Annotated in this window: 12 protein-coding genes and 5 pseudogenes; 9 read left to right on the forward strand and 8 right to left on the reverse strand. The window is 64.9% G+C overall.

What is annotated here, in order from left to right:
• Positions 1 to 16: 16 nt before the first annotated feature.
• A pseudogene (locus ACQP2F_RS15135) lies at positions 17 to 157 on the reverse strand (IS256 family transposase); the annotation flags it as partial.
• Positions 158 to 552: 395 nt separating this feature from the next.
• Here ACQP2F_RS15135 and istA point away from each other — a divergent pair.
• Positions 553 to 1377 (forward strand): IS21 family transposase, encoded by an 825-nt coding sequence (istA, locus tag ACQP2F_RS15140; protein ID WP_433307499.1) that lies wholly within the window; start codon positions 553 to 555, stop codon positions 1375 to 1377.
• Here istA and ACQP2F_RS15145 read toward each other — a convergent pair.
• Positions 1338 to 1994: pseudogene (locus ACQP2F_RS15145) on the reverse strand (IS256 family transposase); the annotation flags it as partial. The gene istA and the pseudogene ACQP2F_RS15145 overlap by 40 nt on opposite strands.
• Before the next feature lie 397 nt (positions 1995 to 2391).
• On the opposite strand from ACQP2F_RS15145, the gene ACQP2F_RS15150 reads away from it, so the two are divergent.
• From ACQP2F_RS15150 to ACQP2F_RS15160, 3 genes and pseudogenes are all read left to right on the forward strand, one after another.
• Positions 2392 to 6786 (forward strand): DUF4214 domain-containing protein, encoded by a 4395-nt coding sequence (locus tag ACQP2F_RS15150; RefSeq protein ID WP_433304474.1) that lies wholly within the window; start codon positions 2392 to 2394, stop codon positions 6784 to 6786.
• A gap of 53 nt (positions 6787 to 6839) precedes the next feature.
• On the forward strand, positions 6840 to 7439 hold the full coding sequence (locus tag ACQP2F_RS15155; protein ID WP_433304476.1) for a hypothetical protein: 600 nt from the start codon (positions 6840 to 6842) through the stop codon (positions 7437 to 7439).
• A gap of 44 nt (positions 7440 to 7483) precedes the next feature.
• Positions 7484 to 8723 (forward strand): annotated as a pseudogene (locus ACQP2F_RS15160) (IS3 family transposase).
• 27 nt (positions 8724 to 8750) lie between these two features.
• Here the strand turns inward: ACQP2F_RS15160 and ACQP2F_RS15165 are convergent.
• The gene (locus ACQP2F_RS15165; RefSeq protein ID WP_433304478.1) at positions 8751 to 8942 is read right to left on the reverse strand and encodes an IS3 family transposase; all 192 of its coding nucleotides are present in this window, start codon (positions 8940 to 8942) and stop codon (positions 8751 to 8753) included.
• 214 nt (positions 8943 to 9156) lie between these two features.
• Here ACQP2F_RS15165 and ACQP2F_RS15170 point away from each other — a divergent pair, with 214 nt between their 5' ends.
• The 3 genes and pseudogenes from ACQP2F_RS15170 (at position 9157) to ACQP2F_RS15180 (ending at position 10333) form a co-directional block, all read left to right on the forward strand.
• Complete coding sequence (locus ACQP2F_RS15170; protein WP_433304480.1) at positions 9157 to 9306, forward strand: transposase; 150 nt, start codon at positions 9157 to 9159, stop codon at positions 9304 to 9306.
• A gap of 308 nt (positions 9307 to 9614) precedes the next feature.
• Positions 9615 to 10040 (forward strand): annotated as a pseudogene (locus tag ACQP2F_RS15175) (DDE-type integrase/transposase/recombinase); the annotation flags it as partial.
• Between the two features lie 53 nt (positions 10041 to 10093).
• Positions 10094 to 10333 (forward strand): integrase core domain-containing protein, encoded by a 240-nt coding sequence (locus tag ACQP2F_RS15180; protein WP_433304482.1) that lies wholly within the window; start codon positions 10094 to 10096, stop codon positions 10331 to 10333.
• Positions 10334 to 10442: 109 nt separating this feature from the next.
• On the opposite strand, the pseudogene ACQP2F_RS15185 reads toward ACQP2F_RS15180, so the two are convergent.
• From ACQP2F_RS15185 to ACQP2F_RS15200, 4 genes and pseudogenes are all read right to left on the reverse strand, one after another.
• A pseudogene (locus ACQP2F_RS15185) lies at positions 10443 to 10760 on the reverse strand (transposase); the annotation flags it as partial.
• 301 nt (positions 10761 to 11061) lie between these two features.
• Entirely contained in the window at positions 11062 to 12468 is a 1407-nt protein-coding gene (locus tag ACQP2F_RS15190) for an IS1380 family transposase (protein ID WP_433304311.1), read from the reverse strand.
• 265 nt (positions 12469 to 12733) lie between these two features.
• Positions 12734 to 13483, reverse strand: a complete 750-nt coding sequence (locus tag ACQP2F_RS15195; RefSeq protein WP_433304484.1) for a septum formation family protein — start codon at positions 13481 to 13483, stop codon at positions 12734 to 12736.
• A 995-nt stretch (positions 13484 to 14478) separates the two neighbouring features.
• Entirely contained in the window at positions 14479 to 15657 is a 1179-nt protein-coding gene (locus tag ACQP2F_RS15200; protein ID WP_433304486.1) for an MFS transporter, read from the reverse strand.
• 333 nt (positions 15658 to 15990) lie between these two features.
• Between ACQP2F_RS15200 and ACQP2F_RS15205 the strand changes: the two genes are divergently transcribed.
• A complete protein-coding gene (locus ACQP2F_RS15205) occupies positions 15991 to 16449 on the forward strand; it encodes a transposase family protein (protein ID WP_433304488.1) in 459 nt (152 codons plus the stop codon).
• Positions 16347 to 17165, forward strand: coding sequence for an ISAs1 family transposase (locus ACQP2F_RS15210; protein ID WP_433304490.1), 819 nt, complete (start codon positions 16347 to 16349; stop codon positions 17163 to 17165). The genes ACQP2F_RS15205 and ACQP2F_RS15210 overlap by 103 nt, the downstream gene beginning before the upstream one ends.
• Positions 17166 to 17692: 527 nt before the next feature.
• On the opposite strand, the gene ACQP2F_RS15215 is transcribed toward ACQP2F_RS15210, so the two are convergent.
• On the reverse strand, positions 17693 to 18187 hold the full coding sequence (locus ACQP2F_RS15215; RefSeq protein WP_433304493.1) for a hypothetical protein: 495 nt from the start codon (positions 18185 to 18187) through the stop codon (positions 17693 to 17695).
• Between the last annotated feature and the right edge of the window lie 8 nt (positions 18188 to 18195).

The raw sequence follows: 18195 nt of genomic DNA on the forward strand, positions 1-18195 counted from the left end.
AGGGTCAGTCTCAAGCCGCCGCCGACAACGCGTCGGCCTCAGCCGGCAACAGCGGGTCGGCGAAGGCTTTCACCATCGCCCGCAGCAGATCATGACTCGCCGATTCCAGATGCTCGCGCAGCAGCCCGTCGACGCTCAGACATTGTTCTGCAGCCATCGCAGGCATCCTCCTTCTTAATCTGGACAATATGAAGGATCTGCGATGGCGGCCTCTCGTCGACCTGAAAGGCCGCGATCACCGCCGCCGAGGATTGGGTGCCGGCGCTCGTGTCAGCGCTCAGGTAATGCCCCTATGGGGCCGTGCTCCGCTCACGTAATTCCGCTGGTGTGCGCTCGTCATGGACACCGGGCCGCTCGTGGTGTTCGTGAAGGGGATAGCGAGCGTTTCGCCGTAGTGCCAAGATCACTTTCTTCTCGCGTAGATCATGTTTCCGCCGGTATGCCCTTGGGGGAGCGGATGGCGAGGAGGACGTCCACGTGGTCGATATAACCGAGATCCTGGCGTACTGGTACGCGGGCCGGTCTCAGTACGACGTCGCGGGCTCGCTGGGAGTGGACCGCAAGCCAATCCGGCGGTATGTCGAGCCGGCGATCCCGGCGGGCTTCGTGCCGGGCGGGACGCCGCCGATGAGCCAGGACGATTGGGCGCCGCTGGTCAACCAGTGGTTCCTGCATTTGACCGATACCCGGTTGCGGCAGGTGACCTGGCCGGAGTTCGCGAAGCATCACGACTACATCGTCGAGATGCTGCGGGCCGGGGCGACCAAGGCGACGATCCACCAGCGGCTGCGTGACGAGCATGGGGTTGCCGGCTCGCTGGCCTCGTTCAAGCGGTATGTCACGGCGAACCTGGCCGAGGACGCGGCGCGAGACAAGGTGACGGTGTTGCGCGCCGACCCTGAGCCGGGGCTGGAAGGGCAGATCGACTACGGCCTGCTGGGCTCGTGGATGGATCCGCGCACGGGACGCTCGCAGCGGATCTGGGCGTTCGTCATGGTCTTGTCGCACTCGCGGCACATGTTCGTGCGGCCAGTGATCAGCATGGACCAGGCGTCGTGGACGGTCAGTCACGTCGAGGCGTTCGCGTTCTTCGGCGGTAGTCCGGCCCGGCTGATCCCGGACAACTTGAAGACCGGGGTGGACAAGCCCGACCTTTACGACCCGAAACTCAACCGGGTCTATGCCGAGCTCGCTGCGCACTACGGCGTGCTGGTCGACCCGGCGCGGGCCCGCAAGCCCAAGGACAAGCCGCGGGTCGAGCGGCAGATGCCCTATATCCGGGACTCGTGGTGGAAGGGCCGGGAGTTCACGTTTCTGGTCGAGATGCAGGCGTCCGCGTCCTTGCGGCCGTCCACGGTGACCCCGATGGCCGCGTAGATGGGCCGGTTGGCGACCTGACCCTCGCGAACCTTCACGACGATAGCGTCGATGAACACAGCGACGTAGACGCTGTCGAGTGGCCTGGTCGACCATTCGGTCATCTCAGCGACGACTTTGTCGGTGATCCGGGAAATCGTTTCCTTCGACACCGACGCCCCGTAGATCTCCGCGAAATGCGCGGAGATCTCCCCGGTCGTCATTCCTTTCGCATACAACGACAGGACAACTTCGTCGACCTCGGTCAGGCGGCGTTGCCGTTTCTTCACGATCTGCGGCTCGAACGTCCCTTCCCGATCCCGCGGCACCTCGATCTGCACTTCACCGGCCGCGTCCGAGATCACCGTCTTCCCCCGGCTGCCGTTGCGGACGTTCGTCGACTCGCGACCCGGCTCGGCCTGATTCTTCTCATGACCGAGGTGTTCGGTCATCTCCTCGTTCAACGCGGTCTCGAGGACGTTCTTGGTGAACAATTTCAGCAGGCCGTCCGGGCCGGTCAACTCCAGGCCGCGGGCCTTCGCCTCGGCCACCATCGCGGCCGCAGCGGCCTGCTCGGGCGACAGCTGCCGCGCATCATCGCCGGTCTTCTTCCGTGGACTCACAACGTTCGATGTCATCACTCACGGTGCCCATCCCGCCAGGTCTTCAGCCCGGCGTGTCGGGCCGAAAACACCGCTCCCGGCACAGTCCCTTACTTTACAGAGGAGCGGTGAACCAGTCCGGTCGAAGGCGCGGTAGATGGCCTTCTAGGCATGGGTCATGCCCTGGCGCCTGTTTATGATTTTTTGCTATTTGATTTTTGTTCCTGGTCCTGTGATTATTCGGTCGCATCTCCGGCTGTGTGGGCGTCGGAAAGATTACGACTTTCCGGGGTTGCGGTGTGGGATGTCCGATGTGTTGTGTGGTCCCCGGCCGTTTCGACGCGGCGGGTCATGTCTTTTTCTGTCGCTTTTCCTGGGGTGTGTTGTGGGTTTTGTCTCGGGTCGTGGTGGTCGGCGGGGTTGGTTGGCCGGTTTGCTGGCTTTGCTGATGGTGGGTCTGGTGTTGGTGGTGCCGCGGTCGGGGGTGCCGGCGTTCGCGGCGGATGGGTTTGAGGCGATTGCGGGGTTGTGGGCTGATCGGCAGACGGGTTCGTATTTGTTGGTGCGGCAGGAGGAGGGGGGGTATCGGGGCCGGTGGACGAACGCGACCGGTGATCAGATCATCACGAATAGTTACTGTAATGAGAAGTCGGGTATCGACGCGGTCCGTCCGAACGGGGCCCAGTTCAAAGGCCGTATCTATTTCATTCAGTCGGTCAACGGCGGGAAGTTTTCATGTCATGACGAGGACATCGATCTGAATGTGTCGGGTGGTGGGTCGAACTCGCTGTACACGGTATGGAAAGACAACTTCGGGAATCAGCGGGCGAACAGTTACACGCTGATCTGGCGGTCCTCGCCGGGTTCGGTGGATCCGGACGATCCGATCGTCGGGCAGTGGGACCGCAACGACGGCGTCGATTACGAGGTACATACCGATGGCACGGTGACGAACCTGGAGAACGCGGGGAACTGTCCGGTACCGAAAGGTAACACGGTCGGTTTCGGGATGAGAAGGACCGGCGAGCGGACCTACACGTACTCGCAGTTGCTGTGTAACACCGCCGGGAAAGTGGTAGGCCCGAAAACCTCCACCATCACGATGAACCCGTCGTTCAGCGAAGCTGACGAGTCGACGCCGGGGGTGATCGACCCTCAGGACCATTTGACGTTGATCGAGAACAATTGCTGGCAGTCGGCCGGCCAGTTCGTTCAGGGTCTCTACCAGGGGCTTTTGGGCCGCGCCGGCACGCAGGCCGACTACGACGCGTGGGCCGGCCGGTTGACCGGTGTCCCCGCCGGCCCGCAGCGGCTCGGGGCGGCCCAGGCGCTGGTGCGGGACATGTTCACCACTGCCGAGTTCACGGCCCGCAGCACCGGTCTGACCGATGGGCAGTTCACCGCGGCGCTGTTCCGTGGCCTGATGCACGACGACGTTCAGGACGGCTCCTGGTATTGGGTGCAGCAGCTGCACGCCGGTAACCAGCGGGTAGACGTCCTCAACGCCTTCCTGGCCTCCGACGAGTTCACCGGCAAAGCCGGACGGCTGTGCCGCGGGAAAACCGGTCCCGCCTACACCCCCGAACAAGACCCGCCCTGCTGGCAGTCAGCCGAGCAGATCGTCGCGACCGGCTACCTGGCGGCGCTGGGTCGTAAAGCTGATCCGGGCGGTGCAGCCGGGTTCGTCGACCAGATCAACACCGCCGGCTACGGCACCGCCCGCAGCGACGCGATCCGATCGTTCTACCGCAGCTTGTTCACCAGCGCCGAATACGCGGCGCGGGGCCGCACCGACGGCCAGTTCACCCAGGACGTTTTCCAGGCCGCGCTGCACCGCAGCATCGACGACGGCTCCGGATACTGGGTGAAACGGATCCGGGCGGCCGGCCGGGATCAGGCGCTGACCGACATCCTGGCCAGCGGCGAATACACCGGGCACAACACCCAGGTCTGTCTGGACCGGGCCGGTACCGGCTACGACCCGGTCGCCGGGGTCAGCTGCTGGCAATCGACCGACCAGTTCGTCACCGCCCTCTACCGGGCGGCGCTGCGCCGCGAACCCAGCCCCGCCGAAATCGCGAACTGGACCTCCCCGCTACTGGACGTCGACTACGGCGGCGCCCGCCGCGACGCCTCCGCCACCACCGTCCGCGGCATCTTCACCTCGACCGAATACCAAAACCGGCACCGCAACAACCCCGCCTTCGCCACCGACATCTTCAAAGCCGCCCTACACCGCAACGACCCCCAACTCCCCGGCACCTACTGGGTACAACTACTCGACAGCGGCCAAACCCGCGAAGACGTCCTCAACGGCATCCTCGGCAGCGACGAATACCGGCACAACACCGAACAACTGTGCATCGACACCCCCGGAACCGCCTTCACCCCCGACCCCGACCCCGACACCACCGCGCCCGCCGGGAAGATCACCTCGGTTGCCGCGAACATGGTGACCGGCTGGGCGCATGACGCGGATGTTCTGGCCTCGAAGGTCACGGTCGGGTTCACGCTGGGTCAGAGCACGGTGCCGGCAGTGACCGCGAACCAGACCCGAGCTGCTACCGGAGGCAGTACCGGTAGTGACGGGTTCACCATTCGGTTCCCGGCCGCCGCCACCACCCGCACGTTGACCGCTACCATCGCCGGGGTCAATCTGGCTGGCGGCACCGGCAAAACGGTCACGCTGACCGCGACCATTCCCGCCGACAAACCAGCCACCGGTGCCTTGACCAGCTGCGATGGCGAGTTCTGTTACGGCTACGCGGTGGACGCCGACAACACCGCCAAGGCGTTGACCGTCACCCTCAAAACCGGGAACACCACCCTGGCCACCGGGACCGCGGATCTGGCCAGCACTGCGGTCGCCGGTAAACACAACTTCAAAATCGCCCACAAACTGTCCAACCTGACCAGCGCGAAAACCGTCACCGCGGTCACGGCCGGGATCAACGCCGACGGCAGCGTCTCCGGGTTCACCCACACCCTCACCGGCAGCCGTATCGTCAGCCTCACCGGCCCGATCGTGCGGACCTGGCGGGACTGGGACGACACCGCGAAAGCCTACGTCGGACCCAGCTACCGGATCACCGCCGACGGCCAGGCGATCCTGCAAGACCCCGGCACCCTGGCCTGCGCGTCCGGCACCGTGTTCGCCCGCAACATCACCGTCACCACCAATGCGATGCCACCTACCGGCACCGGTGACGGCACCATCGAATACTCCGGCCAAACCGTCCCGTCCTGCTACGGCAGCCCCCAATGGAACGCCCGTAAAGACATCGTCAAAGCGTTCCTCTACAGCCGCCACAGCAACGCCGAAACCCTCGGCCGCACCCTCTCCAGTACCGCCGCAGTCCCCGACACCGGCACCACCGCCAAGACCGCGCAAATCCACAACGTCACCGAACGGACGTTGAACAGGCCTGCCTTGCAGCAGGGTATAGGTGACTGCGCAACGGGTGTGTCCGATTACGTCAATGTGGTCAAGGCTCAGGCGGCGGATGTGCTGGGTCGGATGGTGTCCACCCAGTTGACGTACGTGCCAGCGAGTCAGCTGGTTGCTCAGGCGGCCAGGGATGCACAGTCGTTCGCCGCGAACCCGGGCGACTATCAGGGCGCGGTGACCAACCCGGTGCGTTGGCTGTGCGGCACCGTGGTCGGCTTGGCCACCGATCTAGGTGTGGAAACCTTCGCCCAGGGGGCGTTCAAGGGCACCACGAAGATCAACGAATTGTTGCCGGGATTGATCAACGAAACGCCGGGGGTGCGGTGGGGCGATCAGATCGTCACGGACACCGTGGAGCTCAAAGCGTTGACCGCGCGTTGTCTGGCCAACAGTTTCGTGGCCGGGACCCGGGTGTTGATGGCTGACGGCAGCACCAGGGCGATCGAATCGGTCCGTGACGGTGATCGTGTGCTGGCCGCCGACCCGGGTAGCGGTAGGCTCGAGTCGGAGGTCGTGACCGGCGTGATCCGGGGCAGCGGCGTCAAGGACCTGACCCGGTTGAGGATCGCCGGCGCCGCGGTGGTTGCGACCGTCAGGCATCCTTTCTACGCCGCTGACACTCGTACCTGGACCGACGCCGAGGATTTGCAGGTCGGTCAGACACTGCTCACCCCGACCGGTACGGCCACGGTGAGCGGCGTCGTCACCGACCGGCACTACACCAGCGTGTACAACCTGTCGGTCACCGACCTGCATGACTACTTCGTTCTCGCCGGCCGGACTCCTGTTCTGGTGCACAACTCGTCCTGTGATCCCGCGTCACGGGTTGAGGCGATCCTACGAAGCGGTTACATCAAAGACCCCGGTAACACCCTGCCCGCGACCCAAGCACAAGCAGCTAAAGACATCCAGGGTGCACTCGGCGAGCTCAACGCCATGGAACGCTATATCAAGGAAAAGCGGCATGTCACCATCTACGAGCCGAAATCCGGTAAGGTGACGAACGCTCTCGGCGTGGAGATCAACAAAAAGAATCCCGACTTCATCGCGGACGCCACCGGCGAACTGATCGACGTGAAAACCCGCACGAAAGCTCTGAACGAGTCGTGGATCATGCAGATGACCTACGACGTCAATCAACAGGTCAGAGACTCCGGCGACTACGTGCCCGGCCGTGCGGTCGGCGCCGCCGAACTGCAACTGGAAGGCGACGCCGCTAAAATCAGCGAAGCCGCAAACACCCAAATCACCAAACAGATAGAAACCGCCTTCGCCAAAAACAAGAACATCTTCGTCGACCGGGTCTCGGTCTACCGCGACGGCAACCTCGCATTCCAATACGTCCGAAACCCCGACGGCACCACCCGACGAACCCACTGACACCACCCGCACACCACGAGGCGGGCAACCCTTACACGAAAGGCGCTACCCGGTTGACCCGCACCTGGCGAAAGGAGACGGGGCTGGCGCTCTGGTCCTTCTGGATCAGACCGCCGGCCCCACACGGCATCCCCACCACCACCACCACCACCCGACTCACCACCGCAGTAACAACCGCGCTGCACTGCCTACCCGGCTTCGCTGAACCCTCCTGGCTCGAAGCCACCACCCACCAACAAGGCGACCTATTGCTCCACCCCGTAACCATCCACACAGCCACCCGCACCCTCAACCAGCTCGCCACCCAACACCCCGACCTCACCACCATCCGCATCACCTGTGACCTACTCATCACCACCACACCCGACCAACCCGAGCACACCGAACCCGAAACAGCCAGCCTCGCCGTCATTGCCCTACCCGCCTCTGCCACACACTCGAACTCGCGCCTGCTGCTCACCCTGCGCCTCGACATCGACATCTACGCCACCCAAACCCACGCCCAAAACCCCAACAACCAAACACTCGCCGCCATCAACCAACCTCGCCTCACCAACTTCCTCACCAGGCTCCACCAACACCTGCACACCGAACTAGAAGACCTCCACGCCCCCGACTACCCTCACAACACCACCACCCACGGCTTCACCTAACTGAGCTTCCCCCGGGAGTGTGGACACCTTGAGACTGGGCGTCGATGTCCAGAGGAAGGGGTGTCCCGTTGGGGCGTCCACCGAAATTCACACCCGAGTTCAAGCGGGATGCGGTTGATCTGGCCCTGTCGTCAGGGCGGGCGGTCAATGACGTCGCCCGCGAGCTCGACGTTGGTAACGAGACGCTGCGGAACTGGGTGAACAAGCGCCGCCGACAGCCCGAGGCGGACGAGCAGGTTGCGGCGTCGCCGGCCGACAAGGACGCGGAGATCGCCCGGTTGCGGGCGCAGGTCACCCAGTTGCAACAGGAGAAACTGATCCTGCGCAAGGCGGCCGCGTATTTCGCCAAGGAGATGGATCGGTGACCAGCCGCTTCCCGTTCATCTCCGCCCATCGCGCCGAGCACCGGCACCAAGCGGCTGTGCCAGCTCCTGGCCATCTCGGCGTCCGGCTTTTACCGGTGGGTCAACGCCGGCCCGGCTTGGCAGGCTCGTGCCGCCGCTGAGGACGCCCTCGCGGAGCAGATCCGCCAGGCTCATCAGCGCTCCGGCGGCGCCTACGGGTCGCCGCGGGTCACCGCCGAGCCGCGCGAGCAGGGGCTACGGGTCAACCGCAAACGCGTCGAACGGATCATGCGTCGGCGCGGGATCATCGGCGCGCATCACCGCCGCCGGGTCCGCACCACGACCCCGGACCCGGCCGCGGCGAGCGTGCCGGACCTGCTCCGTCGGGATTCCACCGCCACCCGCCTCGATCAGCGCTGGTGCGGGGATATCACGTACCTGCCCGTCGCCGATGGCTGGCTCTATCTGGCCACGGTCATCGATATCGCCTCCCGCCGGTTGATCGGCTGGTCGATCAACACGCATCTGCGGACCACCCTGATCACCGACGCCCTCGACGTCGCTGTCAACGCCCGCGGCGGGCAGGTGGCCGCGTGGTGTTCCACTCCGACCGCGGCACCCAACCCGGATGCAATCCGGGCAATACACCAGCAGCGAGTTCGCCCAAGCCTGTCACCGCCACCGGATCCGCCGCTCGATGGGCCGCGTCGGCACCAGCTACGACAACGCCCTCGCCGAAGCATTCTTCGCCACCCTCAAACGCGAGCTACACGTCCACCACAAGCGCTCGACCACCGAAACCGACGGCCGCCGCGACGTGTTCCGCTGGATCGCGTTCTACAACCACCGCCGCCGCCACTTCGCACTCGAGCACCACAGCCCAGCCGACTACGAACGACGGATCCAAGCAGCTACCGTGAACCAGCCGACCGCTGCATAACCCGGTATTTTCATCCCGGGTGGAAGCTCACACCAGGTCCTGCGGCCGGGCCGCGTTGCCGGGGATGGTGGTGCCTTCCGGCCGGCCGCGGCGCACCCCCTGCAAGCCCAGCTGCCGCATCAGCCGGGCCAGATGATCCCGGCCGATCTCGACGCCGGCCCGGCCTAACACGTCGCGCATCTTGCGCACGCCGTAGACACCGTAGTTGGCCTCATGCACGGCTCGGATCTGGTCGCACCACGCGTATCCGCGACCTGCCGGGCCGAAGGCGGCCGGGTCTTGGCGGCGTAGTAGCCCGACACCGACAGGAACCCGGCATCAGTCGCGCGCAGCACGCTGATGAGCGGCTCGACCTGGGCCTGCCCCGTTTTGGCGGACATCCAAGATCAGGGGACCTGGGGTCTCCGGGAGGATGTCGAGCATCATGGAGAGCGTGGGGAGGAAGCGATCGCGGCGGCGGCGGGCGTTCACGCCTGAGTTCAAGGCCGAGATCGTGGATTTGTGTCAGCGTGGTGACCGCACGGTCGGGCAGGTGGCCAGGGATTTCGACCTGACCGAGACGGCGGTGCGGCAGTGGGTCTAGCAGGCCGAGCTCGACGCCGGTACCCGTACGACGGGTTGACCAGCGACGAGCGGGCCGAGTTGGCCCGGCTACGTTCGGAGAACCGCAGGTTGCAGCAGGACGTCGACATCTTGAAACGAGCGACGGCTTTCTTCGCACGGGAGACCCGGTGAACGTGTACCCGTTCATCGAGGCGGAGCGGGCCGGCAAGCACAGCGTCAAACGCGCGTGTGAGCTGCTGGAGGTCTCCCGGTCCGGCTACTACGCCCGCAACACCAAGAGCGCCCGGGAAGCGGGTCGACGAGCAGCTGACCGCGAAGATCCTCGAGGTGCACGCGGCGTCGAAGGGCACCTACGGGGCGCCGCGGATCCACGCTAAACTCGCCGATGCCGGGCTACGGCACAGCCGCAAACGCATCGCCCGCAGGATGCAAGCGGCCGGGATCCGCGGCAAGAGCCCCCGCCGCTGGCAAGCCACCACGATCCCCGACCCGAACGCGGCGCGACGGCCCGACCTGATCCGGCGCGACTTCACCGTTGATCCGGCGGCGATCAACACCCGCTGGTGTGGCGATATCACCTACATCAACACCTGGGAAGGCTGGCTGTATCTGGCCACCGTCATCGACCTGGCGTCGCGCCGCGTGGTGGGCTGGGCCGTGGCCGACAATCTCCAGACCGACCTGGTCGACGCCGCGTTGTCCGACGCCCTGACGCGCCGCCAGCCCGGCGACGGACTCGTGTTCCATTCCGATCGCGGCGGTCAATACACCAGCGCTCAGCACGCCCGCCTCGCCCACCGGCACGGGTGCGGTTGTCGGTCGGCCGGCGCGGCCAGTGCTGGGACAACGCCGTCGCCGAGTCGTTCCTCGCCAGCATCAAGACCGAGCTCATCCACCGGCAGGCCTGGCCCACCCCCACCGCTGCCCGGCAGGCGATATTCGAGTACATCGAGGGCTGGTACAACACCCGCCGCCGGCACTCCCGCCTCGGCTACCAAAGCCCCACCGCCTACGAGAACAGCACCCATATGCCGGCCGCTACCTGAGCTCAAGGTAGCTTGAAGATCAACACATCGACCTTGTCCGTCGAATCGGGTCAGGCCCAACCCCGAAACGATCCCTTGTGTGTGTCGACGAAACGGATCATCTCGGCACGGGGCGGTCGAGCTCCGCGGCGAAAAACGCTGACGCCGCTTTGAGGATCTCGTTAGCCCGTTTCAACTCGGCGTGCTCCCGGCGTAGCCGCCTGAGCTCCGCTGACTCATCCGAGGTTGTGCCCGACCGCTGGCCGCTATCGACCTCGGCCTGCCGGACCCACTTACGCAGCGTCTCAGTACTGACGCCGAGCTTCTGCGCCACCGACGTGATCGCCGCCCACTCGGTGTCGTGTGTCGCACGGGCCTCCTCGACCAGGCACCGTGCCCTGGCTCGGAAAATCCGACGAATACTTGCTCGGTCGTGCCATGACTCCATCTCCTCACGAAATGGATCCTCCACCAAACCCAGGGCGGTTCACGCCGCGAACGCGCCCGCGTCCGCAGCGAACGCCAACATCGCTGGGGCCGACCCGGGCCAAAGCCGCCTGACCCCTCACACCCGGCGAAGGTTGATGGACAGCGCACTAGCCTCCGTCTTTCGTTAAGCGCCGTTGTTTGCTCGGGGTTGCGGTCGTGGCGGTCGTGGCTGGTGATGGTGGTGGTTGGGCAGGCGGTGTCGCCCGGCCGGAGGCTGGTTTTCTCCGTGGGTCCTGGTCGTTGAGGCGGCGGATTCATTGTCAGGTAACGGGTTCGGGGAGCGCGGCGAGGCGTTCGAGGGCTCGGATGAGGTCGTCGGTCCAGGGCCAGTCGGCGGCGATGCGCATAGTGGTGGTGCGGGCGGTGCGGCTCAGTTTCGCGGCGACGTGCAGCAGCCGGTATCGCAGCTTCTTCGGCTCGGCGCTGGCCAGGCTGCCGTCCAGTAGCAGGTGCTGGGTCCAGCTGAGCAGGTCGATGCCGGTCAGGGCGAGTTCCAGCCAGGCGGTGTTGATCGCGAACTGCCGCGACGGGAACCGGCCGAAGCCGGTCGTTTTGCCGGTGCGGATGCGGTCCTCGACCCGGGCATGGCAGCGGTGCCGGACCTCCAGGAACTGAATCGAGGCACCACCGTGCGGTGTGTCGGTCGCGAAGACTTGGTGGGACATCCCGTTGACCTGGTCGAACAGTGACAGTTGCGCGCCGGGGCGGGGGCGTTCCCGGCGGCAGATCAGCCGGGTGCCGGCCGGGAACGAGGCCAGCACGGCTGGGTCGAGATAGTCGGTGAGCTCGACCAGTTCCGCGCCGTCACGCAGGCTGGCGTCGCCGTCGCGCGCCGCCACCCAATCGTCGGCGGCGGTGATCGCAGCCCGGATCGGCGTGGTGATCGCGACCCCGACCGAGAACTGCGTGTGAACGCCATACTCGCGCATGCTGTGGAGGTGAGCGAGGAACTCGTAGCTGCTGCCCGCCGAATCGGATCGGACAAGGATCGGGCTGCCATAACGGTGCTGCTCGGGAATCTGCGTAAGGGCTTGATCCAGAACGGTGACGTGATCGGTGGCAGTGTTACTTCCGGCGTTACCCGAACGCAGAAGTCCGGCCAGGGCCTCGCCGGTAGCGTCGAGGAAACACAGCAGCGGGTGGAACCCGAACGTGTGTTTCCAGGTCGGCGCCGCCGCTTCCTTCTCCGAGTGCGCCAGCACAATCGTTGCGTCGATGTCCAGCACGAACCCGGGCAGCGCCCGCCCGAGGACCGTGGTCGCCGGCAACGACCGGCGTGTCTCGAGCAGCTGCATCCAGGCCAGCTCCCGCGCCGCGGCGCGAGCCGCCCGCAAGCGGGTCAGCGCCGCGACATCGATCGCGTCGAGGACCCGCCACGCCGTCGGATCCGACGCCACGCGCCCGAACAGGCCACTCTGCTGACGCAGCACCGCCAAATCCGCCATGGCCTCGCCACCGTCGGCCGACAGCACCGCCAGATCAACCGCGACGCGGCCCGGCTCATGCGTCGGACGCCGCACCCGGTCCAGCCCGAGCGCTTGAACAAAGCCACTGGTCAACCCGGTCTTGTCAGCGAGATCGGTCAGCAAACGAGCGCCGGCATGACCGACCACACCGCGACCGCCACCAGCAACGATGATCTTCGGACGCGTTCGAGTGCCCTGCACTCTGAAAGTGCCTTCCGTGCGGGACGATCTTGACTCTAGACAAGCCAAATCATCCCAGATCAGAAGGCACTTTCGCTTTCCCTACCCCGCCGCCGGCCGCCCTTACTGAAGGCGCGAGGCTAGCCTGAATCACTCAAATCCCCGAGTACACTAAAGCCGGAGCACTCCCACGCTTTGTTGTTCTCTGGTGGGTGTTTCTGCGACCTTAGATCAGACAACTGACTGGGACAGGCGCCAGTCAGATGCTGAATTACTCCCTGCTTATTCAATCCTTGAGTGAACCGGTACTCTTTTTGCCGGGGCGGTTGGCGATGCATGTAACCTCGCGGTCGTTTTGCTGCCAAGTATCACGTGACGGGTAAAGGACGTAGAGTTCCAGATGGGCATCGTCGGCTGCCGAGCGGGACCATTTTCCGAGTCGTTCGGTGCAATCACGTTCGGCAACTCCGTAAATCTTTCCTTCGCCAGGATATGACGAATATTTCAAATCGAAGATGGCGAACACCTCGGCCTCGTGTTGTTCTGCGCACGGTACAACCGGCAGGCTAGAGACGACCTTGTCCTGCTTCCGGGCACTCAGTATGCAGTCACCAACCTTCAGGCTGTACGTCGATACCTCGGTCGGCTTGCCGGCTACAGTGGAGGAGGCGCTCGGACTGGACGAACTGGACGAGGCCTGAGGAGTCACCTGTCGGGCGATGTCGGAATTGGCGTCTGAACTATCAATCAGCGCAATCGTGGCGACGGTCGCCACCACGACCACGGACATGGATGAAACTGCCAGAGCCGCAATTGCCAATACTCTTCCCTTTGCGCCGCTGCGCTCGATGCGCACCAGCGCCACGATACCGAGCACTAAGCCGAGCAGTCCACAGCCAACCAAGCTGAGGACAAACGAGGCAATCGCGAAGCCGTCAAAGCGTTGATTCGGGCTCGCGTGGCCGTACCAGGGCCCGACCGAGTGCGCATATCCCGATTGTTGCGCCGCTGAACTAGGTGCGTCACCATAAGTCATCCGTTGGCCGGCAAGCCTCTGCTTCCCCTCTTCTTGCGGGAACCCATGTCGTAGGGCAGCCGTATTCGGGAAGGATGGTTGTCGCTCGGTGGGCGGCGACGCGGCTAAAGGGAGGGGATGTGAGACGAGTGACGGCGACGTCGTACCGGCTGGCGTGGACAGGGGATCGGATTGATTCACGGTGATGTAGGATAGCGGCCCGCTTGTCACCCGTCGTCGGCATAAATGACACGTGCTAGGCATTTGTTCCCGGGCCGGCCGGTCAATCGTACGATCTACCTTCGGCGCCCTGACGGCCGGCATGAGAGCGGTTCAACCTTCGGAGATCAAGGGGAGTATCCCGAGAGCGGCACTGGCAGCATACGTTGCGGTGATCACTCGCTGACCTAATTGCCATGCCGTCTACGCCGAGGGAAGTGACGACGCCCCAACGAGTTCGCCGGGGCCCGCGAAGGACGCGCATGCACGAGCTGCGGAGATCCCTCGCCCATTCCCGCGAAGTGCTGACTTCGGCCGCCGGCTGCTTCGGCGTCGAGACATTTTCTCGGTGCTGGTGGGCTCCTCAGCATGGTCAAGCGGCCGAGGCAATCCGAGTCGTCGCCGAAGCCGGTCACCATTCGGTCGTGCTGCGCGGCGAGTCGCGTGACCTCAGCGCTAAGCTGTTCTTCCACACTGAAGGGCTATATGATCGACGCCTGCGTCGGCGAGTTGCAGCAACGGCCCGCCGTGCTTGATAGGTCAACGTATGTCTCTGCTGTACTTGGGCGCCTGAGCACCGGCCGTCGGGGCGCTCGCCAGAAGCAGCGCCTAAAGTCCCCCGCTGCATCGTCATGGTCTCACTCAACCCGGCCGTCTGTCGACAGCTCGCACATCTCAACGTCCACGGCCACGACGCCTTGATCCTGCCCGACTACGCCCCTGGTCGCTGCGAATGACCAGGCGCTTCCGATGAAGCATCTGGGCAACGGTGACCGCTGCTACTGCGGTAAAACTGGTTAGGCAGTAAGCAAGAGCGGAAGCAATTGTCGGTAGCCGAGTCTTAGGACAGCGGCGGCCGAAATGGTCATCGGTAAGACGGCCAGGAGCGCCGTTTGTGGGGACGAGTGTTCGGCGACGATCCCTGCGGTGGCGCTGCCGGCGGCCGAGCCGACGAAAATGGCCGTGCCAATCCAGGTGAGCGACTCGGCAATACGACCTTGCGGGGACAGGTCCGCCGCAGCCTGATAGGTAAAAGTGAACACCGGCGCGACAGCAAGGCCGGCAAGGGTCAGCAGTAGCGCACCGCGTAAGCCGGCATCCGCGACCGCCAACGGAGCACTCAACAAGGCGAGCAAACCGAAGGCCACGACTAGTTGACGAGCGCGGCTTCTTGATATGACCCAGGCGCCGACCAGTGTAGCGCTGAGCATGCTGGACGCCCCCCATACCCCCAGGAGCAACCCTGCTCGATTGCTTGCGGCGCCTGCGGCCAAAGCAGGTACGGCTACCTCAATGACTCCAAAAGATGCGGCTGCTAGACCGATCGCGGTGAGCAAGATCATGAATCCGGCGTTACAGAGAGCCGGTTGCGCCCTCTCCGCCGCTCGGTCGACTGATTCAACAGTTTCCGCCTTCTCCCTGACTTTCACGGCAAGACGCTTGGTCAAGGGTGCCACTGCCACGCCCAGACCTCCGCCGGCCGCAAAGACACCTTGGACGAGCACGGCCATAGCCGGGCTGATGACCGCCAAGTATGCCGTCAGGACCGGACCGATGATGAAAATCGCTTCGATCAAAGCTGATTCGAGAGCCGCGGCCGCGTGCTGAAGCTCAGTCCTCGGCGTCAGTCGGGGCCACATGCTACGCAAGTAGGGAGTCAGCGGGGGTAGGGTCGCGCCCAAAAATCCCGACATGGCGATGAGAACGCTACTACTACTACTACTACTACTACTACTACTACTCATCTTTATGCTGCCGCTCACACCAACCAGGGCAACCGTCAAGGCAGCGTTCATGATCGCTGTCCCGCTGAGCACCCACGACGGTCCGCGCGAGTCGATGAGCCGTCCCCACACCGGCGCTGCCGCCGCCGTGCCCACCGACGCGGCGGCGACAGCAAAACCAGCAGAGGTATAGCTACCGGTGACCTTCCGAATGAACAGCAGCAGGGAGAGGGCTGTCATCCCGGTCGCCAAGCGTCCACACATTCCTGCGCCGAGGACCCACGGCACTCCGGGCAGCTTCCACAGTTGCACATACCGATTTAGGCGCACAATCTCTCCCGGCTGATAGGCCCTAGTGATTACCAAGCTGCTGCTGTTCGACGGTACGTCGATTTAAGCAGCGATGATCAACACCTGCTGATTTATCTCCGGCACCAATTACCAGGACCCCGGCAAAGTCGTGATGGTGTCCGACTTGAGCAGTTCGGAGTGGAAGCGCCGGTGTTGGTGGCAGCAAGACGGGCATGACCGATTCAGAAGATCATCAAGGTTCTCTACGCCACGGTGATCTATCTGAAGTGAGCCATGCCCGCCCTGCCATCATCGCTGATCTCCTGTTTGTCCTACGCACCGGCTCTGACGGTGCCTGAAACCGCCGATGGGCTGCCCGCAGCACTCGCCAATCTGCCCGACCCACGGGCCCGGCGAGGCGTCCGACAGCGACTGCCGGTCGTGGTGACCACCGCGGTCTGCGCCGTGGTGGCCGGCTATCGCTCGTACACCGCGATCGCTGAATGGGTTGCCGATGCCCCCGACACCACCGTCCTCGCCTTGGGTATCGCCCCGGATCGACGCCCGTCCGAAGCGATGATCCGCCGACTGTTGCAGGCCATGGACCCGCAGCTACTGACACGGCGATCGGGGCCTGGCTCGCCGGGCGGGTGCGGGCCACGGCCGGCGCCTCGTCGGCCCGGCGGGCGATCGCCGTCGACGGCAAGTCGCTGCGCGGATCTCGTACCACCGACACCGCCGCCCGGCATGTGATGGCTGCTTGCGACCAAGTCACCAGCGTGGTCCTTGCCGACACCGACGTGGACGGCAAGACCAACGAGATCACCCGGTTCCAGCCGCTGCTCGATCAGATCGGCGACCTGCGCGACACCGTGATCACCGCCGACGCGCTGCACTGCCAGCGCGAGCACGTCACCTACCTCGCCGAACGCGGCGCGCACTGGATCCTGACCGTCAAAGGCAATCAGCCCCACCTGCACAACCAACTCGCCGCTCTGCCCTGGCGGGCTGTCCCGGACGCCACCCGCGACACCGACCGCGGCCACGGCCGCCGAGAGATCCGCACGCTGAAGGTCCTGACCATCTCCACCGGCATCGACTTCCCGCACGCCATTCAAGCGCTGCAGATTCCCCGCCGCCGACACCGCCTCGACCAGCCGAAACGCTTCACCACCGAGACCGTATACGCCATCACCGACCTACAAGTGCACCAGGCCCGACCGGCACAACTGGCCGCTTGGATCCGCGGCCACTGGCACATCGAGAATAAAATCCACTGGGTCCGCGACGTCACCTACGACGAAGACCGCAGCCAGATCCGCACCGGCACCGGGCCCGAAGTCATGGCCGCCCTGCGCAACGCTGCCATCGGCGCGCTACGCACCGCCGGAATCACCAACATCGCCGCCGGCACCCGCCATCACGCCCGCGACAGCAGACGCCCGCTCGCACTCCTAGGCATCATCTGAGGACTTTGCCGGGGCCCTACACCAATTACTGCTGGAGACGGGCCAGTGGCTAGTGCCGGATTAACCCGTCGACGCGGTTCTGGCAACGATTGAAGTTCGCCGGCACCTACCGGCGGCGCGGGGGAGTATGAGCCGCCAACGTTACCAGCGATCCTAGGCGCCGACTTGGCCAGTCGGCGCCAAGGCGACGCCGAGTATCGCGCAGCGCGGTTGCTGCGGGAGCTTGGGCGTCGTCGGTAAGACTTGCGTCGCGGGCGCCGGCCCGGGGTTGGGCAGGTCGGCGGAGTCGAGCGTCTCCCAAGCGAGAAGCGTCTGCGGGGTTGCCTTCGACGGCGCCGCTGCTCGAGGACAAGGTGAGCCCGTTGCGGACGGCGTCGTAGTCCTTGAGCAGGCCTGCGGCAAAGCTGGCGAGCTGCGTGAGGCCACTAGCCTGGTCCTTTGCGATCCAGGAGTCGAGATGCCGCCCGCGGAGCTGGCGGAGCATGCCGGCGAAGTCGCTGACCAGCCGGTCGACGGTGCGCAGGCTGTCACAGCGCAGCAGAACGCGGTCCAGGTCGGCTTGTTCCCGTTCGGTGCGTTCGGCGGCCGGCCGGATGATCCACCCGGTCACCTCGCGGGGCTTGGGAGCAACAGCGATCACCGCGGCCGGATTGATGGTGCCGTCGCGCCAGGTCTGCAACAGGCGGCGCACGGTGCGCGCGCTGCCGGTATAGCCTCGCTCGCGTAGTTCCTTGGTCAGCGTGACGGCGTTGGTGCAGCCCTGTTCCCAGCGTTTCGCGAGGTAGCCAGCGTGTTCGTCGAGTTGCTTCTCCTGGGGCAGGGCCTCGGCGAGTAACTCGTCGAAGGTTTCCGCAGGCAGGTAGCGGCGCACCGTCTTGGCGTCGAGGTTCAACGCTCTGCTGATCGCGGTGGTGCCGACACCGGTGATGGCCAGGGCATGGATCGCGGTGTGTCGCTGGCGAGTCACGCTGGCGCGACGGCCGCACGACTCGATCGACCGCCTGAGTGAGGTTCTGGAGCAAGTGGAACC

The organism is Actinoplanes sp. CA-030573, from assembly GCF_050951115.1.
In the GTDB taxonomy this organism is placed as follows: Bacteria; Actinomycetota; Actinomycetes; order Mycobacteriales; family Micromonosporaceae; genus Actinoplanes.

Excerpts from the sequence above, each read along its gene's own strand:
- ACQP2F_RS15195 (WP_433304484.1), bottom strand. The coding sequence starts at position 13,483 with ATGACTTATGGTGACGCACCTAGTTCAGCGGCGCAACAATCGGGATAT.
- ACQP2F_RS15205 (WP_433304488.1), top strand. The coding sequence starts at position 15,991 with ATGCCCGCCCTGCCATCATCGCTGATCTCCTGTTTGTCCTACGCACCG.